This window comes from Orbus sasakiae (genome assembly GCF_039542345.1).
GTDB lineage: Bacteria > Pseudomonadota > Gammaproteobacteria > Enterobacterales > Orbaceae > Orbus > Orbus sasakiae.
Genome location: NZ_BAABHY010000005.1, coordinates 322382 through 348279 on the forward strand (window position 1 = coordinate 322382; position 25898 = coordinate 348279).

Annotated in this window: 24 protein-coding genes, 1 other RNA gene and 1 pseudogene; 9 read left to right on the forward strand and 17 right to left on the reverse strand. The window is 39.4% G+C overall.

Translation table 11 applies throughout. The features are described from left to right. Position 1 precedes the first annotated feature (1 nt). The 7 genes from slmA to accB form a co-directional block, all read right to left on the reverse strand. Positions 2–589 carry a nucleoid occlusion factor SlmA gene (gene slmA / locus ABEA36_RS10645; protein ID WP_345491935.1) on the reverse strand — a complete coding sequence of 196 codons (588 nt, stop codon included), beginning with the start codon at positions 587–589 and terminating at the stop codon, positions 2–4. Positions 590–592: 3 nt separating this feature from the next. Further along, entirely contained in the window at positions 593–1051 is a 459-nt protein-coding gene (dut, locus tag ABEA36_RS10650) for a dUTP diphosphatase (RefSeq protein WP_345491937.1), read from the reverse strand. Further along, positions 1035–2261: a bifunctional phosphopantothenoylcysteine decarboxylase/phosphopantothenate--cysteine ligase CoaBC gene (gene coaBC / locus ABEA36_RS10655; RefSeq protein ID WP_345491939.1), complete on the reverse strand. Its 1227-nt coding sequence runs from the start codon at positions 2259–2261 to the stop codon at positions 1035–1037. The genes dut and coaBC overlap by 17 nt, the downstream gene beginning before the upstream one ends. A 48-nt stretch (positions 2262–2309) precedes the next feature. Then, positions 2310–3014, reverse strand: a complete 705-nt coding sequence (gene budA, locus ABEA36_RS10660) for an acetolactate decarboxylase (protein WP_345491941.1) — start codon at positions 3012–3014, stop codon at positions 2310–2312. Between the two features lie 144 nt (positions 3015–3158). Beyond that, complete coding sequence (gene recN, locus ABEA36_RS10665) at positions 3159–4820, reverse strand: DNA repair protein RecN (protein ID WP_345491943.1); 1662 nt, start codon at positions 4818–4820, stop codon at positions 3159–3161. Positions 4821–5100: 280 nt separating this feature from the next. After that, a complete protein-coding gene (gene accC / locus ABEA36_RS10670; RefSeq protein WP_345491945.1) occupies positions 5101–6447 on the reverse strand; it encodes an acetyl-CoA carboxylase biotin carboxylase subunit in 1347 nt (448 codons plus the stop codon). Between the two features lie 65 nt (positions 6448–6512). Continuing rightward, positions 6513–6974: an acetyl-CoA carboxylase biotin carboxyl carrier protein gene (gene accB, locus ABEA36_RS10675; RefSeq protein WP_345491947.1), complete on the reverse strand. Its 462-nt coding sequence runs from the start codon at positions 6972–6974 to the stop codon at positions 6513–6515. Positions 6975–7402: 428 nt separating this feature from the next. On the opposite strand from accB, the gene ABEA36_RS10680 reads away from it, so the two are divergent. The 6 genes and pseudogenes from ABEA36_RS10680 to ABEA36_RS10705 all read left to right on the forward strand — a co-directional run. Then, the gene (locus ABEA36_RS10680; protein ID WP_345491949.1) at positions 7403–8446 is read left to right on the forward strand and encodes a rod shape-determining protein; all 1044 of its coding nucleotides are present in this window, start codon (positions 7403–7405) and stop codon (positions 8444–8446) included. Between the two features lie 57 nt (positions 8447–8503). After that, positions 8504–9370, forward strand: coding sequence for a rod shape-determining protein MreC (mreC, locus tag ABEA36_RS10685; protein WP_345491951.1), 867 nt, complete (start codon positions 8504–8506; stop codon positions 9368–9370). Further along, positions 9363–9851 (forward strand): rod shape-determining protein MreD, encoded by a 489-nt coding sequence (gene mreD, locus ABEA36_RS10690; protein WP_345491953.1) that lies wholly within the window; start codon positions 9363–9365, stop codon positions 9849–9851. The genes mreC and mreD overlap by 8 nt, the downstream gene beginning before the upstream one ends. An 11-nt stretch (positions 9852–9862) precedes the next feature. Then, complete coding sequence (gene rng, locus ABEA36_RS10695) at positions 9863–11338, forward strand: ribonuclease G (protein ID WP_345491955.1); 1476 nt, start codon at positions 9863–9865, stop codon at positions 11336–11338. Between the two features lie 50 nt (positions 11339–11388). After that, positions 11389–12846 (forward strand): metalloprotease TldD, encoded by a 1458-nt coding sequence (tldD, locus tag ABEA36_RS10700; RefSeq protein WP_345491957.1) that lies wholly within the window; start codon positions 11389–11391, stop codon positions 12844–12846. 29 nt (positions 12847–12875) lie between these two features. Next, a pseudogene (locus ABEA36_RS10705) lies at positions 12876–13532 on the forward strand (DedA family protein); the annotation flags it as partial. Between the two features lie 44 nt (positions 13533–13576). Here ABEA36_RS10705 and rnpB read toward each other — a convergent pair. Together rnpB and dauA are read right to left on the reverse strand one after the other, a co-directional pair. Next, positions 13577–13958, reverse strand: an RNA gene (gene rnpB / locus ABEA36_RS10710) — RNase P RNA component class A. 107 nt (positions 13959–14065) lie between these two features. Further along, positions 14066–15748 (reverse strand): C4-dicarboxylic acid transporter DauA, encoded by a 1683-nt coding sequence (dauA, locus tag ABEA36_RS10715; RefSeq protein ID WP_345491959.1) that lies wholly within the window; start codon positions 15746–15748, stop codon positions 14066–14068. Between the two features lie 289 nt (positions 15749–16037). On the opposite strand from dauA, the gene ABEA36_RS10720 reads away from it, so the two are divergent. Beyond that, positions 16038–16487, forward strand: coding sequence for a DoxX family protein (locus ABEA36_RS10720; protein ID WP_345491962.1), 450 nt, complete (start codon positions 16038–16040; stop codon positions 16485–16487). An 80-nt stretch (positions 16488–16567) separates the two neighbouring features. Here the strand turns inward: ABEA36_RS10720 and dtd are convergent, their stop codons facing one another. From dtd to rpsT, 4 genes are all read right to left on the reverse strand, one after another. Further along, complete coding sequence (gene dtd, locus ABEA36_RS10725; RefSeq protein WP_345491964.1) at positions 16568–17002, reverse strand: D-aminoacyl-tRNA deacylase; 435 nt, start codon at positions 17000–17002, stop codon at positions 16568–16570. Beyond that, the gene (locus tag ABEA36_RS10730) at positions 16999–17865 is read right to left on the reverse strand and encodes a virulence factor BrkB family protein (RefSeq protein ID WP_345491966.1); all 867 of its coding nucleotides are present in this window, start codon (positions 17863–17865) and stop codon (positions 16999–17001) included. The genes dtd and ABEA36_RS10730 overlap by 4 nt, the downstream gene beginning before the upstream one ends. A gap of 20 nt (positions 17866–17885) precedes the next feature. Beyond that, positions 17886–18548, reverse strand: a complete 663-nt coding sequence (locus tag ABEA36_RS10735; protein WP_345491968.1) for an SPOR domain-containing protein — start codon at positions 18546–18548, stop codon at positions 17886–17888. Between the two features lie 141 nt (positions 18549–18689). Next, complete coding sequence (rpsT, locus tag ABEA36_RS10740) at positions 18690–18953, reverse strand: 30S ribosomal protein S20 (protein WP_345491970.1); 264 nt, start codon at positions 18951–18953, stop codon at positions 18690–18692. 187 nt (positions 18954–19140) lie between these two features. On the opposite strand from rpsT, the gene pgk reads away from it, so the two are divergent. After that, positions 19141–20301, forward strand: coding sequence for a phosphoglycerate kinase (gene pgk / locus ABEA36_RS10745; protein ID WP_345491972.1), 1161 nt, complete (start codon positions 19141–19143; stop codon positions 20299–20301). A gap of 89 nt (positions 20302–20390) precedes the next feature. Further along, positions 20391–21470 (forward strand): class II fructose-bisphosphate aldolase, encoded by a 1080-nt coding sequence (gene fbaA, locus ABEA36_RS10750; RefSeq protein WP_345491974.1) that lies wholly within the window; start codon positions 20391–20393, stop codon positions 21468–21470. Positions 21471–21567: 97 nt separating this feature from the next. Here the strand turns inward: fbaA and priA are convergent, their stop codons facing one another. The 4 genes from priA to ABEA36_RS10770 all read right to left on the reverse strand — a co-directional run bounded on the left by priA (position 21568) and on the right by ABEA36_RS10770 (position 25682). Then, positions 21568–23757, reverse strand: a complete 2190-nt coding sequence (gene priA, locus ABEA36_RS10755; protein ID WP_345492016.1) for a primosomal protein N' — start codon at positions 23755–23757, stop codon at positions 21568–21570. A 51-nt stretch (positions 23758–23808) separates the two neighbouring features. Continuing rightward, on the reverse strand, positions 23809–24264 hold the full coding sequence (locus ABEA36_RS10760; protein WP_345491976.1) for a DUF1097 family protein: 456 nt from the start codon (positions 24262–24264) through the stop codon (positions 23809–23811). A gap of 47 nt (positions 24265–24311) precedes the next feature. After that, positions 24312–25166, reverse strand: coding sequence for a KPN_02809 family neutral zinc metallopeptidase (gene ypfJ, locus ABEA36_RS10765; RefSeq protein WP_345491978.1), 855 nt, complete (start codon positions 25164–25166; stop codon positions 24312–24314). Positions 25167–25415: 249 nt separating this feature from the next. Then, positions 25416–25682: a hypothetical protein gene (locus tag ABEA36_RS10770; protein ID WP_345491980.1), complete on the reverse strand. Its 267-nt coding sequence runs from the start codon at positions 25680–25682 to the stop codon at positions 25416–25418. Between the last annotated feature and the right edge of the window lie 216 nt (positions 25683–25898).

Below are 25898 nucleotides of genomic sequence, written 5' to 3' on the forward strand. Positions count from 1 at the left end.
ATTAAATCAGTTGTTTTAATAGTAACGACCAGCGTTGTTCAAAATCGGTAGTCGGTAAATATTTAAAACCCGAACGAACATAGCGTGACATCATGCCTTCGCAAAAAGCCAGTATTTGACTCGATAATATGCGTTCATCTGTAAGGTAAGCCGTGCCTTCGCGCAATTTCCTTTCACGTAGAACCTGCTTAATTTGTGTTTCAATCCGGTCAAAAAGTTGACTAACTCTTTCTTGAAGTTGCTCTTGTTCAAACATCAATGCATGACCCGTCATAATACGCGTGAGTCCTGGGTTTTTTTCGGCAAAACCAAGAATCAGTGCCACAATTAGACGTAGTCTCGTCTCGGTCTCTTTCTCTTCTTGTAATATATGGTTAATGCGTGAAAGTAAAATGTCTTCAATAAAGATGATCAGACTTTCAAACATTTTGGTTTTACTGGCAAAGTGGCGGTATAGTGCCGCTTCTGAAACACCCACGGTGGCCGCAAGCTTAGCCGTTGTAATGCGTTGCGCACCTTCATTTGATTCAAGCATTGTTGCCAATGCTTGTAAAATGTCTTCTTTACGATTTTTGCGTTTCGTTATCACTGTTTACTTCTTACCTGAATGCCCAAAACCACCTGCGCCTCGAGAAGACTCAGTAAACTCTTCAACAATATTAAACTCAGCTTGTACCACAGGTACAATAATCAGCTGCGCAATTCGGTCACCCGGTTCAATGGTAAAAGCATGCTGACTACGATTCCATAATGGGACAAATAATTGTCCTTGGTAGTCAGAATCGATTAAACCAACTAAATTTCCAAGTACAATCCCATTTTTTGATCCTAACCCCGATCGTGGTAAGACTAATGCAGCTAAACTTGGATCTGCAATATACATTGATAAACCGGTCGGTGTGAGAATGGTTTCACCCGGTTTTATTTCCGTTGTTTTATCAAACATTGCACGTAAATCAATACCCGCTGAACCTTCAGTCGCATAGGTTGGTAATGGAAACTCATCGCCAAAACGTGTGTCTAAAATTTTTATATCAATTTTTCTTTTCATTGGTGTACTCATTGTAATGTTTAATGATTTCAGTGACTAACTGTAATCCAAGTTGATTTTTGTTTGTTAATGGTAGCGGTAATTTACCTGATTTCCAATATAATGTCAGCGCATTGTCATCAGTGTTAAAGCCTTGTTGCTTTGATGATACATCATTGGCACAAATCATATCTAAGTGCTTTGTTGTGAGTTTTTTCAATGCATATGCTTCGACGTTATGGGTTTCCGCGGCAAATCCTACCACAAAAGGTCGATTATGTTGCATATTAGCAACATCAGCGACAATATCCGGATTTTTCACTAAAGTTAATACCAGTTCATTGCTGTCATCGTGTTTTTTCATTTTTTGATCTGCAACAACTTTTGCTCGGTAATCCGCGACGGCTGCACAGGCAATGAAAATATCGGCATGCTGTGCATATTCTAACGCCGCTTGGTGCATATCTATTGCGGTACGAACATTATGCCGATTAACGTTGTACGGTGTCTCTAAATTGACAGGACCACTAATTAATGTCACCTTTGCGCCAAGGCTCACGGCTGCTTTGGCGATAGCAAAGCCCATTTTGCCAGAACTGTGATTGGTAATGTAACGAACAGGATCAAGTTCTTCTTGGGTTGGGCCTGCTGTCACAACAATATTAAGATGTGATAATGCTGTCGACTGAGACAGGATGTTATCAATATGATTGACTAATGTCGCCGGTTCAAGCATTCGACCTGGACCAACATCGCCACAAGCTTGTTCGCCCTTATCCGGTCCCAAGATATGTACGCCGCGCCTAGTCAATGCAGTTATATTTTGTTGGGTAATCTCGGCTTGATACATATATTGATTCATCGCTGGTGCAACGGCTATCGGTGCACTGGTGGCTAAGCACAGGGTGGTAAGTAGATCATCGGCAAGTCCGTGGGCTAATTTCGCAATAATATTGGCGGTTGCTGGTGCGATAAGCACTAAGTCTGCCCATTTAGCCAGTTCAATATGCCCCATGGACAGCTCGGCTGATGCATCAAATAAATCGTCTGAGACTTTATTACCCGATACCGCTTGCAGTGATAAGTCAGAGACAAAATGTTTTGCCGAATCAGTCATGACAATATGAACTTGGGCTCCCATTTTTTTTAATTGGCGTACCAGTTCTGGGCATTTATAGGCTGCAATGCCACCCGAAATTCCCAGTAAAATATGTTTATTTGCTAAATTCATGTTGTCTTTTTCTTCATTTAAATAGACGCTATTTTATCATTGATTGGCCTAGTTTTCGACTTTCTCGATAATATCCTTCATATTGTCGATATTTAAGTCATGCTTTAAATAGGCATTATCTTCTGAAAGCTCGATATTAATGGTACTTTTAACTTCATAACTTAATGTGGCTTTTTGTATGGAAAAGTCCATAACATGCCCACCAATATGCCTTTGTGTATCAATAAAATGAAGGTGGAAACCTGCGACAGAAATGTTTTGAAAAAACTTGGGCGTCCAAAATCCAATCAAGCTTCCCGAGATATCGGTTAGTTCATCAACAATTTGATCTTCGGCAACATCGAGCGCCGAATGATAGTCTTTGCCAGAGTCATTGGGTCGGCGAATTTTTATCTTTTCAAACACACCATCGATGCGAACGGCTAAAAAAACATTATCGAGTAACGTATGTTTGACTAAGTGATCATAAAGATTTGTTTTATTGACGTTATCAACATTTAGCACATTGTCTGCATTAAATGTCGTAATCTGTGCAAAAGGTAGCCGCTCATCTTGAGTCATGATGCGTAAGCCTTGATGGCCCTTGGCCTCTAGAAAGTGGCAACTTTCAATAATTAACTCGCCTTTTAAGCCATTTGAACACCCTAATCCAAAATCACCGTGTTGTTGAATTTCCTGAATCGAAAATAACCCATCAAAAACACCGCCCATTAAAGCATTAACACCAGAGAATTGATAAATTTTTTTACTCATTATGACCTCATAAATAACAAACTATCGTACCTTACTTTACCACTGCATGTTAAAGTGAGCCAATACCATTAAATTTAATGGTAGTCAGTCGAAACAGTAGTATCACGTTTCCCTAGTGTCATGTATGCATTTCCGTTATGTCGACTATTGTATCAACAATTCTTTGGCATTTGCTAACGTATTTTCAGTGATTTTGTCGCCACCAAGTAGTCTGGCTAACTCAGCAAGCCGCTGATTTTGGTCTAATCCATTCATTTGTGTCTGTGTATGTTTACCATCGGTTTTTTTCGTAACAAAGTAATGATGATGTGCATTACCTGCAACTTGAGGTAAATGGGTAACAGTAATCACTTGGGTTGATTGTCCAAGTTCGCGTAATAAATTCCCCACTTTGGCGGCCGTCGGACCACTGATACCCACATCGATTTCATCAAAAATTAAAGCTGGCGTTTCCATTTTTTGTGCGGTTAATACTTGTACAGCTAAAGCAATACGGGATAATTCACCACCTGATGCCACTTTGCTGATAGGTTGCATTGGTTGACCTGGATTCGTTGTGACTAAAAATGTGATGTGATCTGCACCCGTTTCACTCATTTTCTTGTCATCCCAAGCGATATCAATGCTAAATTGCCCATGTGGCATAGAGAGTTCTTGAATGGTTTTGCTGATTTTTTTAGATAGTGCCTCAGCGACTTTGGTGCGGCTGGTATGCAGTTTTTTAGCATCGCTTTGAGCTTGCTGGTAATATTGGGCAATATCTTGTTTAAGTTGTTCGCCGATTTCGTCTTGATTTGCGATCTGTTTAAATGCATCAAGCAGCTGTTGGTGTAACTCGGGCAATTTTTCTGGTTGAATATGGTGCTTACGTGCCAGTGAAATTTGTTTTGAAATACGTTGTTCGAGCTGCATCACGCGAGAGGGATCAATATCTAAATTTTCAGTATAGTGACTTAGCTCGTAACTGGCTTCTTGCAGCGGGATAGTGGCATCTTCGAGCATCGAACACACATTCATTAATTGACTATCAATATTCGCTAAATCTTGAGTCATGTTTTTGGCACTATTCAGTTGATTTAAGATATTAAAATCTGGATTCTCGCTTAACATATCGAGAATTTGCTGGCTGAGTTTGATCAGTTGTTCACTGTTAGATAAGCGTTTGTATTCTTCATCAATTTGTTCATATTCACCTTCAATTGGCGAAAACTCATTAAGCTCTTTGAGTTGATATTGCAAAAGTTGAGTGTGAGCATCTTGTTCCTGCCGAGATTTTTCATATTGCGCAAATTGTTCAGTGGCATTTTTCCATTTTTTATAGGCATTTTTCATTGCGTTGATTAATGTGGCATCGGCCATATACTGATCAAGTAAGTGCTGTTGATAATCACTGCGCATCAATAATTGATGTTCATGTTGGCCATGGATTTGGATTAGCATCTGTCCTAGTTCTTTGAGTTGACTAACCGGCACTGCACTACCATTAATAAACGCTTTTGAGCGTCCATCTTGAGCAATGACACGGCGTACAATACATTCATTATGATCATCAAGCTGATTTTCCTTAAGCCAAGCTAAAGCGCTCGGTGTATCATCAAGCAGGAAGTGAGCTGAAATATCGATGCGGTCACTGCCATGACGTATAAATGAAGCATCAGCACGTGCGCCAAGACATAGGCTGAGTGCATCTACCGAGATTGACTTACCTGCACCGGTTTCACCCGTAATGGCAGTCATTCCTGTATTAAAATCAACGATTAAATTATCGACAATCGCAAAGTTATTAATAGTTAATTGTGTCAGCATAGTGTTATCTTCAATAAACAAAGTTACTGGCGATTATAACAACAAATATACTGTAAATAAACACAGTTTTATTTTTATCTGTGATATATCCATCGGATTTGGCTGATACTATCAATTAAAGCGAACATGGGGTGAATGAAAATCGGTTATTACACTTAAAGCATACTATGAGCCACTCATCAAAAAGCGGCATTGGGTGATTCATCATTGACTAAATGTTGTTCAGCCGACTCATATAAAAAAACCACCTATTCGGTGGTTTATCAATGATTTAACGATATTATTCGTAAATGCCGAGTTTCTTCTCTAAATAGTGGATGTTCGTACCACCTTTTTCGAAGTTTTTGTCATTCATGATATCAATATGTAATTCAATATTGGTTTTAATACCATCAATGACCAGTTCAGCTAATGCATTTTTCATACGGGCGATAGCAATCTCACGCGTTTCACCAAAAGTAATCAGTTTACCGATCATTGAATCATAATGTGGTGGTACGGTGTAACCCGCATAAATATGTGATTCCCAACGAATACCAAACCCACCTGGTGCATGGAAGCGTGTGATTTTACCTGGTGATGGCATAAAGCTCTTCGCATCTTCCGCATTAATACGGCACTCAATCGCATGACCTTTGATATGAATATCTTTTTGTTTAATCTCAAGTGGTAAACCTGCAGCAACACGAAGTTGTTGTTTGATTAAGTCAACACCTGTTATCATTTCAGTAACAGGATGTTCTACTTGAATACGGGTATTCATTTCAATAAAGTAGAATTCACCATTTTCAAATAAAAATTCAAACGTACCAGCACCGCGATAGCCTATTTCAAGGCAGGCATTAACACAGCGTTCACCAATGAATTGACGCATCTTTGGTGTGATACCCACCGCAGGCGCTTCTTCAACCACTTTTTGATGACGGCGTTGCATTGAACAATCACGCTCACCTAAATAAATAGCATTACCTTGTCCATCAGCCATAACTTGGATTTCAATATGACGTGGGTTTTCAAGGAATTTTTCCATATAAACCATGTCGTTATTGAACGCTGTTTTCGCTTCCATTTTAGTCATTTTGATAGATTGTTCGAGGTCTTTCTCATGGCGAACGATACGCATACCGCGACCACCACCACCACCAGACGCTTTAACAATGACAGGATAGCCAATACGCTGTGCAATTTTTTTATTGACTTCAATATCATTACCTAATGAACCATCTGAACCTGGTACACAAGGTACACCTGCTTTTTTCATGGCATTAATTGCCGAAACTTTGTCACCCATTAGGCGAATCGTATCTGCTTTAGGGCCAACAAAAATAAATCCAGAACGTTCAACTTGCTCGGCAAAATCGGCATTTTCAGACAAAAAGCCATAACCAGGGTGAATAGCTGATGCGCCAGTCACTTCTGCCGCAGCGATTAAAGCGGGGATATTGAGATAACTTTTTACTGATGGCGCAGGCCCGATACAGACGGTTTCATCAGCAAGTAAAACATGTTTAAGGTCTTTATCTGCGGTTGAATGGACAGCAACCGTTTTGATGCCAAGTTCTTTACATGCTCTTAAGATACGTAAGGCGATTTCACCTCGGTTGGCAATTAAAATTTTATCAAGCATACTAACCTCTAAGCTGATTTTTTAAATACGGATTGGTGATAAGAATATATTGAACAATATCAATATTATTCAATCACAAATAATGGTTGATCAAATTCAACCGGCTGTCCGTTTTCAACTAAAATCGCTTTAATTACACCCGCTTTCTCTGATTCGATTTGATTCATCATTTTCATTGCTTCAACGATGCAAAGTACATCACCCACATTGACGGTTTGACCAACATCAACAAACGCTTTTGAGTCTGGGCTTGGTGTGCGGTAGAAAGTACCGACCATTGGTGATTTAATTGTTTGGCCTGTCATTGCACATTGTTCATTGCTACTTGGTGCAATCGCTTGAGCAGGTTCTGCTGTGTTAACATAGGTTGGAGCGGGTTGTGCTAAATGAATATTTTGAACTGGGTAAGCGGCAGGCGCGACTGCACGGCTAATTCTTACTGACTCTTCACCTTCTGAAATTTCGAGTTCAGAAATGCCAGACTCTTCAACTAATTCAATTAATTTTTTGATTTTACGTATATCCATGAATAACACCGTATTATTTGTTCATAAAATAAGATAATAAGTGAGTAAAAACTTATCATCGTTTGTCATAATTTTATCTGCTAAATTACGCCATATAGCTTAATTTTACCGAAGTTTGTTGATAATTTTATTCTTTTTGCGGCAAATATATTAACGGGCAAGCATACACTGTTAAAATTGATTTGTCATTATATATCTCTAATTTAGACGCTTTTTTCAGCAAAAAGTTGCAAATAAATAATGTAATTATTGAGAATTGTTATGATTTCCAACTATGCGTAATTATATAATTGCGATACAATAACGCGACTTTATAGATGTGCTAATTTATAATTGCGTAAAATAGAGCGCTACACATATTATTATCTAAACAAAGTGGCGCTAATTGAAATAACGTTTATATCATCAATTTAGGAAGAGCTTTTATTATGTTCAAAAAAATCCGCGGCATTTTTTCTAACGATCTCTCTATCGATTTAGGTACTGCTAATACCCTTATTTATGTGAAAGGCCAGGGGATTGTTCTTAATGAACCCTCAGTAGTCGCCATTCGTCAAGATCGTAGCGGCACACCAAAAAGTGTTGCAGCGGTTGGCCATGCAGCTAAACAAATGCTAGGAAGAACACCCGGTAATATTGCAGCAATTAGACCCATGAAAGATGGTGTTATTGCTGACTTTTCTGTAACAGAAAAAATGCTACAGTATTTTATTCGACAAGTGCATAGCCACAGCTTTTTAAGACCAAGTCCACGTGTCTTGGTTTGTGTGCCTGTCGGTGCAACGCAAGTTGAACGTCGAGCAATTCGTGAGTCAGCTTTAGGTGCAGGTGCACGAGAAGTTTATTTAATTGAAGAGCCAATGGCTGCGGCAATCGGTGCTGATTTGCCCGTATCTGAACCAACCGGTTCAATGGTCGTCGATATTGGTGGTGGTACGACAGAAGTGGCTGTGATTTCGTTAAATGGTGTCGTGTATTCTGCTTCTGCTCGTATTGGTGGTGACCGTTTTGATGAAGCGATTATCAATTATGTGAGACGTAATTATGGAGCTTTAATTGGTGAAGCCACTGCAGAAAGAATTAAACACACGATTGGTAGTGCATACCCAGGTGATGAAGTTCTTGAAATCGAAGTGCGTGGCCGTAACTTAGCCGAAGGGGTGCCACGTAGCTTTACGTTAAATTCAAATGAAATTTTAGAAGCCCTACAAGAACCATTAAGTGGTATTGTCAGTGCTGTAAAAGTTGCCTTAGAACAATGTCCACCAGAACTTGCATCTGATATTTCTGAGCATGGTATGGTATTAACGGGTGGTGGTGCTTTGCTACGTAATATTGATAAATTATTAGCGGCAGAAACCGGGATTCATGTGGTGGTTGCCGAAGATCCTCTGACTTGTGTGGCAAGAGGTGGTGGTAAAGCCCTTGATATGGTTGATATGCACGGTGGCGATCTATTTAGTGAAGACTAGTCGCTGTTCATTTTTTGAAGCCATTTTTTATTGTTACAATAAACGGTGGTTTTTGGTATGAAACAACTCTTTACGAAAGGCACACCACTCGCCCTACAACTTTTTATTGCATTAGTTCTGGCAGTAGTGTTGATGGTTTCTGATGTTAATTATCGCGCATTTGCGGTTGCTCGATATTATTTAGATACCATCGTTTCACCTTTATATTACATTTCTAATTCACCACGCGCGACATTCGATTCGTTAAGTGATATGTCAAAAACGCGCCAAGCATTGTTAGATGAAAATGCGCAGCTTAAAACTGACTTACAGAATCAGCAAAGCGAACTTTTGCAGTTGGCTTATTTGAAGAAAGAAAACAATAAGCTGCGTGAATTACTGGGCTCTCCTTTACAGCACGATGAGTATAAAAAAGTCGCGCAAGTCTTGTTGGCTGATACCGATCCTTATGTTTACCAAATCGTATTAAACAAAGGTGAAAAAGAAGGCGTTTTTGTTGGTCAACCGGTGGTCGATGAAAAAGGCATTGTGGGGCAAATTTATAAAACGGCTTACAATACTAGCCGAGCAATTTTAATTTGTGACTATCAGCATGCCATTCCTGTACAAGTACTGCGCAATGATATGTCAATGGTCGCAGTTGGGAATGGGTGTAATAATGACTTATTGCTTGATTTTTTACCCAACAATGTTGATATACAAGTGGGGGATGTTTTAGTCACCTCAGGCCTTGATGAACGTTTTCCTGAAGGTTATCCAGTTGCCGTTGTGAGTTCGGTTAAACTTGATATTCATGACTCAACTCCCGTTATTTCAGCGACACCCACTGCGGATTTAAAACGTTTGCGTTATCTTTTATTACTCTGGAATGAAAGTAATAAACCTAATGTGACGACAACGCAAGAGGCACCAAGTAATGAATAAATTTGCCAATAACTATTCAATGATCTGGATAACACTATTTATTGGTTTGTTACTGCAAATTTTGCCTTGGACATCATCATTTTACATGTTTAAACCGCATTGGTTAATGTTAATCATGATTTACTGGGTATTAGCATTACCGCATCGAGTTGGAATTTGGACGGCTTTCCTCGTTGGGATTATTTTAGATCTGTTTTCTGGTACGATATTGGGTGTACATGCGTTTATTTTTTCAGTTATTGCATATTTAGTGGTCTTTCGTTTTCAATTGATTCGAAATTTAGCCTTATGGCAGCAATCATTCATCATCTTTGGTTTATCATTAACCTATGATTTATTGCTATTTATATTTGAAATCATGATATATCAAATGATTACGTTATCACCGATGGTTTTCTTATCCGCTTTTATTGATGGCGTTTTGTGGACGTGGGTGTTTTTGTTATTGAGGCAAATTAGACGAGCATTTGCAATAGATTAAATGAGGATATTATGTCTGTTGAATTATTAATGAATGTGACCCCATCAGAAACTCGGGTTGCTTATATTGAAGAAGGTATTTTACAAGAAATCCATGTTGACCGAGAGTCAAAACGCGGCATCGTCGGTAATATTTATAAAGGTAAAATCATTCGAATTCTACCCGGTATGCAAGCTGCATTTGTCGATATTGGGCTCGAAAAAGCCGCTTTTTTACACGCATCGGATATTATGCCTCATACCGAATGTGTGTCTGATTCAGAACAAGAACAGTTTCAGGTCAAAGATATTTCTGAGTTAGTGCGCCAAGGTCAAGATTTGATGGTGCAGGTTGTTAAAGATCCGATGGGGACAAAAGGGGCAAGGTTAACCACGGATATTACCTTACCCTCTCGTTATTTGGTCTTTATGCCAGGCCCAAGCTCTGCTCATGTTGCAACGTCACAACGCATCGAAAGTGAAGAAGAGCGTGAGCGCTTAAAAAGTATTGTTGAGAAATATATCACGGATGCTGGTGGCTTCATCGTTCGAACGGCTGCCGAAGGGGCGCATCAACATGAACTTGAACAAGATGTGGCTTTTTTAAGCCGATTATGGGGCAAGATTCAAGAGCGCATGTCTCGACCGGTTAGTAAGAACTTACTTTATGGTGAGCTTGAGCTATCGCAACGCATTTTACGTGACTTTGTTGGCGATCCGATCGAAAGAATTTTGGTTGACTCTAAATTAACGTTTGATTTGTTAACCGAATTTACCCATGAATTCATGCCTGAAGTGACGAATAAATTAGTGCACTATAAAGGCAATATTCCAATTTTTGATTTATACGATATTGAAAATGAAATTCAACGTGCGCTAGATCGTAAAGTTAAACTAAAATCTGGTGGCTATTTAATTATTGATCAAACCGAAGCAATGACGACCATCGATATCAATACGGGGGCGTTTGTTGGTCACCGTAATTTGGAAGAGACCATTTTTAATACCAATATAGAAGCGACTATTGCGATTGCAAGGCAACTTCGTTTACGTAATTTAGGTGGAATTGTCATTATTGACTTTATCGATATGCAAGAAGAGATCCACCGCGAGCGTGTTTTACAGTCATTGCAAGAATCATTAAATAAAGATCGTGCAAAAACAACGATTAATAACTTTTCGTCACTAGGTTTAGTTGAGATGACACGCAAACGGACACGAGAAAGCATCGAACATATTTTATGTGAAGAGTGCCCGTCATGTCGTGGGCGTGGTATGGTGAAATCTGTCGAGACGGTTTGCAATGAAATATTACGCGAAATCGTACGAGTCCATAAAGCGCATCGCAGTGAATACTTCTTGGTCTATGCATCAACAGCCGTTGCTAATGCACTAACCGCTGATGAATCACATGCTTTAGCTGAAGTTGAATTGTTTGTTGGTAAACGGGTAGAGGTAAAAGTCGAACCTTTATACATTCAAGAACAGTACGACGTGGTATTAATGTAATATCCGCCTTTTAATTAAGTGATTATTTTTTAATAGCTTTTAAGGAATTTATGTTGTTAACTGAAGTTAGTGAGCGTCTACTTACTGCCAATAATTTAAAACAAAACGATCTGACCTATTTACTTGATGTGTTATCCGCTAGACGCATTGATTATGGCGATCTTTATTTTTCCTCTGGTTATTATGAGAGTTGGTCATTAGAAGACAAAATTATTAAAAATGCCTCTTTTCATCGTGATCAGGGCGTCGGTGTACGAGCAATAAGTGGTGAAAAAACCGGTTTTGCTTATACCGATCAAATATTGCTCGCTAAGTTAGAACAAAGTGCTATTGCGGCACAAAGTATTGTGCATGAAAAGTCAGCATTAGTTGTGACACCATTTAAATCTGGGCAATCGATCCCCATTTATACCAGCATCAACCCGATTAACAGTATTGCACAAGAAGCAAAAATTGAATTATTACATCGCATCGATAATTTAGCACGTTCACTCGATAAACGCGTTATTGATGTGACGGCAACCCTCTCTGGTAGTTATGAAGATATTCTGGTTGCCGCGACAGATGGGACATTCGCTGCCGATATTCGACCGCTTGTGCGTTTGTCGGTATCGGTGTTGGTTGAAGATAATGGTATAAGAGAACGCGGTAGCTGCGGTGGTGGTGGGCGTTTTAGCTATGACTATTTTACCCAGCTAAACTCGACAACGATGCTATCACATGCTGAGGCTTATACTCATGAAGCAGTCAGACTTGCATTAGTGGCTTTGTCAGCATCTGATGCGCCTGCAGGCGCGATGCCAGTGGTGTTGGGGGCTGGATGGCCTGCGGTATTATTACATGAAGCGGTAGGTCATGGTTTAGAAGGTGATTTTAACCGTAAAAAATCATCACTATTTTCAGGCAAAATTGGTGAGCAAGTAACATCGCCGCTATGTACAATTGTGGATGACGCAACGTTAAAAGATCGTCGAGGCTCACTCACGATTGATGACGAAGGTGTGGCTGGGCAGCGTACGGTACTCATTGAAAATGGTATTTTGAAAGGCTATATGTTCGATAAATTAAATGCCAAACTAATGGGAACAGAGTCAACGGGTAATGGGCGGCGTGAGAGTTACGCATGTTTACCAATGCCACGTATGACAAATACCTATATGTTAGCGGGGCACTCGACGTTTGATGACATAATTAGTAGCGTTGATTATGGCCTATATGCACCGGGTTTTGCGGGCGGGCAGGTGGATATCACTTCAGGCAAGTTTGTGTTCTCTACTTCGGAAGCCTATTTAATTGAAAAAGGGAAAATAACTAAACCTGTTAAAGGCGCTACGTTGATCGGATCCGGTATCGAAACGATGCAAAATATTTCGATGGTGGGTGATGACATGGCTCTGGATATTGGGATTGGTGTATGTGGTAAAGCAGGACAAAGCGTGCCCGTTGGCGTCGGTCAGCCAACATTAAAGGTGGATAATTTGACGGTTGGTGGTACTATTAGTAGTTAACAATTTTGCATTGGTGAGACAAAGAATACATGGAAACAATTATTACGCTCTATCACGCTTTTCTTGAAATGAATATTACAACACTTTCTGATCCTAAAGTATTATGGACGCTTTATGGGATGCTATTTGTCATTTTGTTATTAGAAAATGGCGTGTTGCCTGCTGCATTTTTACCCGGTGATAGTTTGTTATTTTTAACGGGTGTATTAATTAGTCTCGATGTTTTCCATTTTGGTTTGATTAATGTGGTATTAATTGTGGGTGCAGCGTTAGGTACTTGGCTTGGCTATGTTCAAGGCCGTTGGCTTGGTAATACCAAAGTTGTTAAGAATTGGATGGCTCATCTACCCCAAAAATATCACGACCGTGCGGAATGGCTGTTCCATAAATATGGCTTACAAGCGCTCTTTATTGGTCGATTTATTGCCTTTGTGCGTACGGTGATGCCTATTATGGCTGGTTTGTCAGGTTTACAAAGCAAACGCTTTCATATTTATAATTGGGTGAGTGCGACATTGTGGATTTTCTTGATTGTTACTTTAGGCTATTTATTTGGTTTATCACCGATTTTTAAAGCTTATGAAAAACAGTTTATGACCTTCTTCATGTTAATTCCGGTATTTTTATTAGTACTTGGCTTGGTGGCGTCAATTTGGGTTGTGGTGAAGCGTCAATTGTCTAAAAGAAAAAGCAAAACGCTTGATGTACAAGACAATCACAAAGAAGAAAAAAAGGAAATCAACCGATAAGCCGGGTTCTGTCGAGGACAATCATTCATCTAGGCTAATGCTCGCGCATTAGCTCAAGCGGTCTACCCGGATTCAGCGTGGGCCACGCCTATGAATCCCTATTTGACCTTGCTCCAAGTGGAGTTTACCGTGCCACAACGGTTACCCGTTGCGCGGTGCGCTCTTACCGCACCCTTTCACCCTTACCTGATCTGCAAGCAGCCATCGGCGGTATACTTTCTGTTGCACTTGTCGTAAACTTTCGCTCTCGCAAAAGCTCCCCAGGCGTTACCTGGCACTTTGCCCTATGGAGCCCGGACTTTCCTCCCCTTTGTTCGTCTACCAATGGCACAACAACAAAGCAGCGATTGTCTGGTTGATTTCGGCAGGGAGCATACCCCAATAAAAAGCGGTTGTAAATCTTTTTACTTATTTTTCGTTATTTTATTATCATAACCTATCATTATAGTGAAAAATGCAATTTTCAAACATTATTCGTTTAACTTATCAACGAGTGCTTCATCTAATGTTGAGTAAAACATGAGTTTACCCGAAATCGGAGCCAGTTTTGCGCGAGCGATTGTTTTTAATGGTTGGAACTGAAGTTCAGCAATCGATAAATCCACGTCTGATGGTAAAGCTTCAATATAATGATTTAACGCATTTAAGCCACCAGCATCTAAAATCGGTACAGCATCCCACTGTAGAACAATATGTTTATAGCCATTGGTACGATGATAGAGCGCTAAAAAGATTTTTTCTGCGGCAGCAAAAAACAGCGGACCACTGATACGTACAACCAGTGTCTGACGGGTACTTTGTGGTAACTCAACTAACTTTGTCATATGTGATATGCGTCGCATAAATAGCAATGAGGCAAGCACAATACCAAATGTAATCGCTATCACCATATCAAATAAGACCGTTAGTGACATGCACAGAAGCATAATAATAATATCATCGTTTGGTGCACGTTTTAGGATATAAATAACGCGTTTTATCTCACTCATATTCCAGGCGACAATTAACAATATCGCTGCCATGGCGGATAAGGGTAAAAATGACAAAATCGGTGCTAAACTGACTAAGGCTAATAGCACGACTAACGCATGAAAACACGCGGATAACGGGGAGGTTGCCCCCGCTTTGACATTTGCGGCAGAACGCGCAATTGCAGCGGTAGCAGAAATACCACCAAAGAAAGGCACGATAATGTTGCCTAAGCCTTGCCCGATCAATTCGGTGTTTGAGTTATGCTTAGTGTGTGTCATTTCATCGAGGACGACCGCGCACAGCAAGGATTCGATAGCGCATAGCATTGCCATGGTGAGCGCTATCGGCATTAACGCACTCAATGTTGCCCAGTCCCAATTAAAATCGGCTAATTGCCAAGGCATCATAAACTCGGGTAATACGGCTGGAATACCATGACCGGTACTGCCATCAGGTAGCTGATAACTAAATCGTGAGCCAATTGTCTCAACGCTAAAACCACATTGCTGTAAGATAAGCATGATGATGATTCCGATCAGCACTGCCGGTAAATGGCCTGGCAAACGCATGCGAAGTTTAGGCCAGATAATCAGTGTAGTAAGTGTTGCAATACCCACCAGTAAATCTGCAATATGTGTTGTCCCTAGGGCCGCAAAAATTGCACTCACTTTACCGGTATAACTTTCGGGCATATGTTCAATCGTTAAACCAAAAAAATCTTTAATTTGCATGGTTGCAATGGTAATCGCAATGCCAGACGTAAACCCTAACACAACGGGCAATGGGATATATTCAATCAGTCTACCTAAACGAATTACCCCCATTAATACTAAAAAAATACCAGATAGTAATGTCGCGACTAATAGACCAGATAATCCATACTGGAGTGAAACCGGGTACAAAATAACAACGAAAGCAGCGGTTGGGCCAGAAATACTAAATCGTGAGCCGCCAGTTAATGCAATAACCACTCCTGCAATGATCGCAGTATAGAGGCCATGTTGTGGAGCGACACCACTGGCAATTGCCAATGCCATTGCTAATGGAATCGCGATGATACCTACCGTAATCCCGGCAATAAGATCTTTAAACAAGCGTGAGTGAGTATACGGCTCGGTAAAGCAAGCTGATTTTATGGCACTGCCGATTTGGATGCCACCTGCAAGGTTAGACCATTTCATTGTTTGCCCTATCTTCTCAATATCATTGCTTATTAGAAATAATGCATTCATTAATCTGTCAATTTAATGCGATAAAATTATGCATAATCGATTGAAATTATTAATAAGATACGCCTTTTATATAAAAATAAAAGGGACAATCTAAAAAATGACTTAATTAGAATCACCGATAATAATAATTACTCATTTTGTTCACTATTTTGTGATCTAGATCAAAAATGATGACTGAATATTCAATCACAATAACCGTATTGGTTTTTATAAACAACGTCCTCATAAGGAGGTCATTATGACAAGTTTACTGCAACTTATTTTTAAGCTATTGCATGCCAGTTGGCTTTATTATTTCGCTCAAATCTTATTAACGTCATCGATGTGGCGTAGTGGTTTTGATAAATTAATTCACTTTGATACAGCGGTTGCTGAAATGGCTGGTGATGGTTTAAACCCTGCGATATTTTTTGCTGGTTTAGTCGTATTTGTGCAGCTACTCGGATCATTGCTTGCGATTTTTGGTCGTCGATGGGCTTGGCTTGGTGCTGGTGCGTTGACGGTATTTACGATCATGACGATCTTAGTGATCCATCATTTTTGGACTTATACTGGTGCGCAGTATGATGCACATTTTAGTACCTTCTTGGATCATTTAACATTAACTGGTGGCTTAATATTAAGTGGTATTGCCTCTGTGTATAAATATCATAGTGAGACGCTGATCGCAGTGCAACACAAAAAATAGAAAGTGGTGGGTCTAAATGACCCACTATTATGTTGATATTCTAAAAAATGGCACGTTATTGGTTGGGATACAATTAATGATTAGACTTGCAACCAAAAAGTCACAGGGCCATCATTTGTTAATGAAATTTGCATATCTGCTGCAAAAATTCCCGTTTGAGTCTTAATTTGAGCCTGACATTGCGCGACAAAATATTGATACAGGCGGTTAGCGTCATCAGGTAGGGCGCCTTTTGTAAAGCTGGGTCTCATGCCTTTTTGTGTATCGGCAGCTAAGGTAAATTGTGATACGACTAACACACTGCCGCCTGCTTGCTGAACATTTAAGTTCATTTTCCCATCTGCATCACTAAAAATACGGTAACCTAAGACCCGTTCACAAAGACGATTGGCTTTTTGTTCATTGTCATCTTTTTCAACGCCCAGTAGTACCAGTAAGCCATGGCCAATTTGACCCACTATTTTTTCATCAACACTGACACTTGCGTGAGTGACTCTTTGAATTAAGGCGATCATAGGCTATGTTCACCCTCTAACGATTTAGCAGGTTTCTTTTGACGATTATAATCAGCGAGTGATGCCGATACTTCAGCACCAAATAAAATAATGCACCATGAAAAATAGATCCAAACTAACAATAGGGGAATGGATGATAAGACACCATAAATCAATTGATAGGTTGGGAAAGAGGTGACATAAATGGTAAACGCTTTTTTACCTAATTCAAACAGTATTGCGGCAATAATAGCGCCGACAATCGATTCTTTAACGGGGACAGGCTCTGTTGGCACGATGCAATATAGCAGCCAAAATCCAAATACAGAAATCACAAAGGGTAAAAAGCTTAATAATAAATGGCTTGCTGTGGTATCCGATAGCCATTTGGCTGAAAAAATATATGAGCTAATTGCAATACTGACCCCAACTAAAATAGGGCCTAACGTTAATACGGTCCAATACATGGTCAGTTTGTAAGTGAACGAACGCTTACGTTTTGTCTGCCAGATAAAATTTAAGGCACTATCAATTGAGCTAATTAACATTAGTGAGGTTACGACCAAACCGATAATACCAAAAATCGTCATACGGTTAGTATTCGCAATGAACTGATCTAAATATTGTTGGATGGTGTCGCTGGCAGCGGGGGCAAGATTTTCGTAAACCAATGTGCGAAAAGCTTGGCTAGCTTCATCAAAAATGGGGAACGCTGATAGTAGCGAAAAGATCACGGTAATTAAAGGAACTAATGCTAATATTGACGTATAAGCAAGGCTTGCCGCAGAGGTGGTCAGCCGGTCATTATTAATATGCTGCCATAAAATAACCAAAAAATGTTTAGTGCCCTTTTTTGTCTGCGTCAATTGACCTTTTAGTTTCATAAATACGACCTATTGGAAAACTATTTAGTTGTTGTGATGCAGCTGGTTATACCATTATTTTTTAATGTTGCAATTGCCTTTTCTGCTTCGGCTTTTGATTTATATGGCCCCACCAGTACGCGATAAAACTTTTCATTTTTAACAAAGCTCGTTACCCCTAGCATAGCCAGTTTTGCCTTCAGGGCATCAGCATTACTTTTATCTTTAAATGCACCACATTGTAATGACCAGCTACCCGTTTGTGTATTGGTTGTCGTTTGGGTCGTTGATTGATCGGCTTTAACCGGCTGAGGTTGTATTACTGTTGGATTCGTTGTTGCATTACTTGCTGATGGATTTGATGACGCTTTATCACTAGCAAAGCTATCAAGAATTTGTTGACGTTCTTTATCTTTTTCAGCGGGTTTAATTTGTGATGGTGTGGTCTGCGTACCATCAGGATTCTCGAGCTCTTTAAGGTACGTGAATCGTTCTTCCGGCTTATCAGGCAGTGTTGCTTGTGGTCTTTCAGTGATATTTTGGGGTGGTGTAACCGGTTTATTGGTTTTATTTTTTGAAACAAAGTAGAGAATTGCAATAAATAAAATGACTAAAATAATGGCAATAACCATCATTAAATTTGGAATAATACGTGAACTGTTTTTTGCTTTTGTTTTCTTTTTGACATAATCACGTTGTGCCACAGTATGCTCTCTTTAAATTTTTATCCAACCAGTCGTTATAGTATACAAATAAAAAAAGTGGCTTTCACCACTTTTTATTAAATTGAAACAAAAGTTAAATGCACCGTGTGTTAGCATGCGTTTATTTTTGAGTCAGCAAAATTATGCAATTGCATTAATTTGCTTAATTAAGTTCGCTTTATGGCGTGCTGCTTTATTTTTGTGGATTAATCCACGAGCCGCTTGACGATCAACAACTTCTTGCATATCTTTATATGCAACTTGTGCTGATTCTTTGTCACCAGCTGCGATAGCTGCGTATACTTTCTTGATGTAAGTACGCGTCATAGAACGACGGCTAGCGTTGTGTTTACGGCGTTTTTCAGATTGAACTGCACGCTTCTTAGCTGATTTGATATTAGCCAAGGTCAACTCCCAAATTAGATGAACTAATAAATATAATTATCATTAAGGCGGCAAAATATGCCTTATTTCCTTTGTTTTGTCAATAAGTAATTTTGATTAAATCATTTTTTTAATTGATCAGCCTTAAATTTTTTGTGATAAAATACTCTACAATTTTTTGAATTATATTTTAGAAAGAGGAAATTTCATGGCTATTATTAAAATGCAAGATCTAGACCTTAAAGGCAAACGTGTTTTTATTCGTTCAGATCTTAATGTCCCTGTTAAAAATGGTAAAGTGACATCAGATGCCCGTATCCGTGCATCATTACCAACGATTGAACTTGCTATTAAACAAGGTGCGAAAGTGATGGTCACATCACATATCGGTCGTCCTACTGAAGGTGAATATAATCCAGAATATTCGTTACAACCTGTGGTTGATTACCTAAAAGCACATGTTAGCTTCCCTGTTCGCTTAGTGCAAGATTACCTTGATGGTGTTGATGTAAAAGAAGGTGAATTAGTTGTTTTAGAAAACGTTCGTTTTAATAAAGGCGAAGGTAAAGATGACGAAGCGCTATCAAAAAAATATGCTGCATTATGTGATATCTATGTAATGGACGCATTTGGTACAGCGCACCGTGCACAAGCATCTACTCATGGCGCTGGTAAATTTGCACCTATCGCCTGTGCAGGCCCATTACTTGCTGCTGAATTAGATGCATTAGGTAAAGCACTTGATAATCCAGCTCGTCCGATGGTTGCCATTGTTGCGGGTTCAAAAGTGTCTACTAAATTAACAGTACTTGATTCATTATCAAAAATTGCTGACCAAATCATCGTTGGTGGCGGTATTGCTAATACCTTTATTGCAGCTGAAGGCTATAACGTAGGTAAATCACTTTACGAAGCGGACTTAATTCCTGAAGCAAAAAAATTAATGCAAAATTGTGATATTCCTGTCCCAACGGATGTGCGTGTTGCTACTGAGTTTAGTGAAACAGCAACAGCAACATTAAAATCAGTGAAAGATGTGACAGAAAATGAACAAATTTTAGATATCGGTGATGATTCAGCAGAAGAATTAGCGAAAATTATCAAAAATGCAAAAACCATTCTTTGGAACGGCCCTGTCGGCGTATTTGAATTTCCTAATTTCCGTCGTGGTACTGAAATTGTGGCTAAAGCAATTGCAGATAGCGCGGGTTTTTCAATTGCAGGTGGCGGTGATACATTAGCGGCTATCGACCTATTTGGCATTGAAGATAAAATTTCTTATATTTCAACTGGTGGTGGTGCTTTCTTGGAATTTGTTGAAGGAAAAACACTTCCTGCTGTTGCAATGCTAGAAGCCAGAGGCAAATAATTGTATAATTAAGCGGCTCTATCAAGGATGAGGCATAATCTCATCCTTTTCTTTTTTTTATATTTTATAAAAATCTATAGGTAAAAATAATGACTACTAAGATTTCAGATGTAATTAAACCTGGTGTTGTCACTGGGGACGATGTTCAAAAAGTATTTCAGATTGCACGTGAAAATAATTTTGCACTGCCTGCCGTTAACTGTGTTAATACCGACACAATTAATGCTGTAATTGAAACTGCTGCTAAAGTTCGTTCTCCGGTTGTTGTGCAGTTCTCTAATGGTGGCGCACAATTTATCGCAGGTAAAGGTCTAAAATTAGAAGGTCAAGGTAGCGCTATTCTTGGTGCGGTATCTGGTGCCAAACACGTTCATTTAGTAGCAGAAAAATACGGTGTTCCAGTGCTTGTACATACCGATCACTGTGCTAAAAACCTTCTTCCTTGGGTAGACGGTCTATTAGATGCTGGTGAAGCGCATTTTGCACGTACAGGTAAACCACTGTTTTCATCACATATGATCGACTTATCTGAAGAAAGCTTAAAAGATAACATCGATTTATGTTGTCAGTACCTTGCGCGAATGAAATCATTAGGCATGACATTAGAACTTGAATTAGGTTGTACTGGTGGTGAAGAAGATGGTGTTGATAACAGCCATATGGATAGTTCAGCACTTTATACTCAACCTGAAGATGTTGCGTACGCTTATGAGCGTTTAAGTGCTATCAGCCCACGTTTCACCATTGCTGCTGCATTTGGTAACGTACACGGTGTTTATAAACCAGGTAATGTTAAATTAACGCCGAAAATTTTAGATAATTCACAACAATATGTGTCTAAAAAATTCAGCTTACCACCTAAATCATTAAACTTCGTATTCCACGGCGGTTCGGGTTCAACGCCTGAAGAAATCGCAGAAGCCGTTGGTTACGGTGTCGTTAAAATGAATATCGATACTGATACCCAATGGGCAAACTGGGAAGGTATTTTAAATTACTACAAAAAGAACGAAGCTTACCTTCAAGGCCAATTAGGTAACCCTGAAGGTGCTGATGCACCAAACAAAAAATACTATGATCCACGCGTATGGTTACGTAAAGGTGAAGAGTCATTAATCGCGCGTTTAGAGTTAGCATTCAAAGAGCTTAATGCCATTGATGTATTATAATCGCTAGATACAGTTATGTGTTTAACCCGCTACCTTTGTTAGCGGGTTTTTTATGCGAAGTGAACGCTGATAAACCCAATCAGTATGGCATAAAAAGCTACCAACCCTCAATCGGATCAACATCAATACTCCAGCGTAAATTTTTTGATTCTGGCCACTGTTCTATCTGCAATACTAATTGACTGAGCATATGTTGTAATTGCGCACGGTGATGATGCTGTAGCAGCAATTGCCAACGATGATACCCAGCTCGTTTTGGCTGATTTGCTTGTGCTGGGCCAAGTATCCACAATGAAGCGTCATTAAACTGGTTACGTAGCCAATCATGAATTTTTTGTAAAAATTGGGGGGCTGATTGATTATTGCGGTCAGCAGCATGAATCAATGCTTGGTAGCTAAACGGCGGTAATTGTGTGATTTGTCTTTCTTGCAATGCTTGCTGAGCAAACGCTTGATAACCTTTATGTAACAACAGATTTAATAGTGGGTGATCGGGATGATATGTTTGTAAAATGACTTCACCTGCTTTCGCTTCACGCCCTGCGCGGCCAGAAACTTGCGTATAAATTTGCGCAAAACGCTCGGTTGCACGAAAGTCACTTGAAAAGAGTGCACCATCAACATCAATAATGCCAACTAAGGTAACATCGGCGAAATGGTGACCTTTAGCTAAAATTTGTGTCCCAACTAAAATGTGTTTACCACCTTGATTAATAGTATGTAAATACTGATCTAATGCCCCTTTTTTAGCTGTCGAATCACGATCAATCCGGCTCACTGGAATATCTGGGAATAACACGTTTAGCTGTTTTTCAAGTTGCTCTGTACCAAAGCCGATAGGGACTAAATGGGTTGAGCCACATTTTGGGCATTGATTTGGTATATTGCGATGACTATCACAGTGGTGACAAATTAATTTATGCTGATTTTGATGATAAGTGTAAGGTTTATCACAACGTGGGCATTCGGCGATCCAACCACAGTCATGGCAAATTAACAGCGGTGAAAAACCGCGTCGATTTAAAAACAGCATCACTTGATTATTGTTAGCAAGGTGTTTTTTTATTTGCTCAATCAGTGGTTGTGATAAGCCCGCCGACAGGACTAAACCTTTAATATCTAAAATCGTCTGCTTAGCTAGCTTCGCGTTACCGGCTCGCTGAGTTAACAATACATGTTCAAAACGGTTTGCTTTAGCATTATTGAGGGTTTCCAATGATGGCGTTGCCGATCCTAATATAATTGGGATATTTTCGATTTTAGCCCGTACAATGGCTAAATCACGGGCATGATAACGCCAACCTTCTTGTTGCTTATAAGATGAGTCATGTTCTTCATCAACAATAATGATGCCAAGATCTTTAAACGGTGTGAACAAGGCAGAGCGAGTACCGATGACAATGGCACTTTCACCACTTTGGCACTGTAACCAAGCCGATAAACGCGCTTTATCACTCATTGCAGAATGTAAAATCACTGTCGGGACATTAAACCGTTCTTGGAAGCGCTTAATGGTTTGTGGGGTAAGTCCAATTTCTGGCACTAAAACCAGCGCTTGTTTACCTTGTGATATCACTGATTGAATCACATTTAAATACACTTCCGTTTTACCTGAACCGGTAATGCCTTCAAGCAAACACGCAGAAAATTGACCTAACTGTTGCTCAATTTGTGTAATAGCAAGTGATTGCTGTTGATTAAGTTCAAATGGACTTTGTTGACACGTTAGTGCCTTTTGCCAATCTTTTATTTGTGTGGTTAATGCAACTTTTTCAATTAAGCCTTTATCTGATAACGCTTTAAAAATTGTTGCAGAAAATGAGTCACTATCAACCATTTGCCCTGCTTGCATTAAATGAAGCAATGCTTGTTGCTTCACTGAGCGGGACAGGTTTGTACCGTCACAGATTTTACCTTGTTCGGTGAGCTGCCATACTAACGTTTCATCCATTGATGCACTGCGGCCTTGGCGCAACAAAATGGGTAAGGCATGAAATAAGACTTCACCCACTGGGTAGTGATAGTAATCGGCAGCCCAGTGCAATAAATACCATAACTTATCTGAAAATAATGACTGGTGATCAAGCAGTGAATGAATTTTTTTTAATTTGGTGATGTCAAACTCACTGTGCTCTGTCAATTCACACACAATACCAATTGCTTGCCTTGCACCAAATGGTACTTTAACGCGTTGCCCAATTACCATCGACTGTGCCAGATTATCTGGCACAAGATAGTCAAACACTTGGTGTAATCGAATGGGTAACGCGACTTTCGCAATTTGCATTGTAGTGGTCATGAATTTAACAGTAATAAAGACTATGGTAACACATTTTAACTAGTTCAAGCTTTTACCAGTAATCAGTATACTGATTGCTCTGGCAACAAAACCAAATAAAATACCAATAACCACCGCTTGACAGATTAACATCCAGTTACCATTTTGTATTACCAATAGTGATAAAGTAATGAGTGAGCAAGCAAAATATTTTAAATATTGTGTTTGGGTAATTAAAAATAATAAAAAGACAACTACCGCAACAATCACTTCAAAGCGGTAAGGGAAATTTGGGATATAAGGCCAAACCTGTAAATAAATGACGCCAAACAAAATTCCTAATAACGCAGTAAAGAGGGTGGTGACCAGTCCCATTAAATTTGATTGTGGGGCCGCAAAAAACAGTGCACTGCTCAGTAAGCAGTACCAAAATGGTAGCCTGAGGTAGGCACTTAACCACACTAATGCCGCGGCTAATAGGGCAGTAATCAATGATGCGAAAACGGTTTTACTCATTATATTTTATCCTTCCATTCATGTCGGCTTATATTTGCCCTTAATGATTATTGTGCAAACGTGTCACAACGGCTGATTGTGCCGTTATTAAAACCACGCTTAAACCATTCTAAACGTTGTTTTGACGAACCATGAGTAAAACTATCAGGTACAACATAACCTTGCCCCTGTTTTTGTAAACGGTCATCGCCAATGGCTTCGGCAGTATTGAGGGCGGTTTCCAGATCACCAACTTCTAAAATGTGTTCACGTTCCATGGCATTACCCCACATCCCAGCATAACAATCGGCTTGTAGCTCAAGTTTAACTGAAACCTGATTCACCGCTGTTTTGGATTGGCCTTGACGCAAGCGCTCAGCATAAGCAAATGTACCTAGCAGATTTTGTACATGATGACCGACCTCATGAGCAATCACATAGCCTTGTGCAAAATCGCCGCCGCCACCCATTTTTTGCTTCATCTCTTGATAAAATGACAGATCAAGGTATACCGTTTTATCCACACTGCAATAAAATGGCCCCATGATCGCTTGCCCTGTTCCACATGCAGTACGCGTTGAACCGGTATAAAGAACCAGTTTGGGTGCTTCATATTTTTTGCCAATTTGCTTAAATTCTTGTGACCAAAAGTCTTCAGTTGACGCAAGAATGACGGAAGTAAATTTAGCCGCTTGTTGCTCTTGCTCTGATGAAACTGGCACACTACTTTGTTGTGAGGTGGATGATGAAGATGTATCGAGTAATCCTGTTAAATCAACGCCATAATAACCTGCAACCAGTACTACAATTAACAGCACTAAACCACTTTTTCCCCGGATTGGCACGCCACCAACACTTCGTCTACTTGGTTCAGAGCGGCGATCTTCAACATTATCGCTTTCTCGTTTGTTTTGCCAACGCATATTATTCCCTCATCTGTGTTCAATCGCGCTTATTTTAGATGATTCGCCACAGTGATTCTACTTTAAGTTGGCAAAAGGGCTGATTTTTACTATTTGAGTATATAAATATGGTGATATGAATTATCAGCAGTCAATGATTTAAAGTGCGGTAATATACCGCATTATTGAGAAAAGCTACAATTAATGTCATTCATGAAAAAATGTATATAAAATTATTAATTAATATCTAAGTAACCCCCTTTAAAACCATTAATTTCGAGCGTTATTATCCTCATCTTTTTGCTTGCTTTTTATAATATGGTTTTGATAATCACGTTTTGATTGAATGTAATTAATTAAAACGACAAATAAAAACGTTAAAATAGCGGGAATCTTGAGATCTAATACTAAGAAACAAAATGCTGAAATTAAAATAGCAATAAATGAAATAACCAACAGAAAAGGGCTGCGTTGAGATTCCTCGACTGAGTCTTGTTGTTCATTGTTTATATCATCATCGTTTGGCATTTGATTCATGTGTGATTTCCAATTTTAGTTCATTTCATAATATGCTAACATAAAGTCATTCCGCTTAACACTTTCGATAACAAAATATGCTTAAATCAACTATGTTTCGCTTTATTATTACTTTTATAGTATTTGGGATTACGTTTATTGCTCAAGCACAGCAAACCTGCTTATCCTCAAAAGATGAGCAAAATATAGCATTGTGTGCTGGTCTTGCGGCGCAAG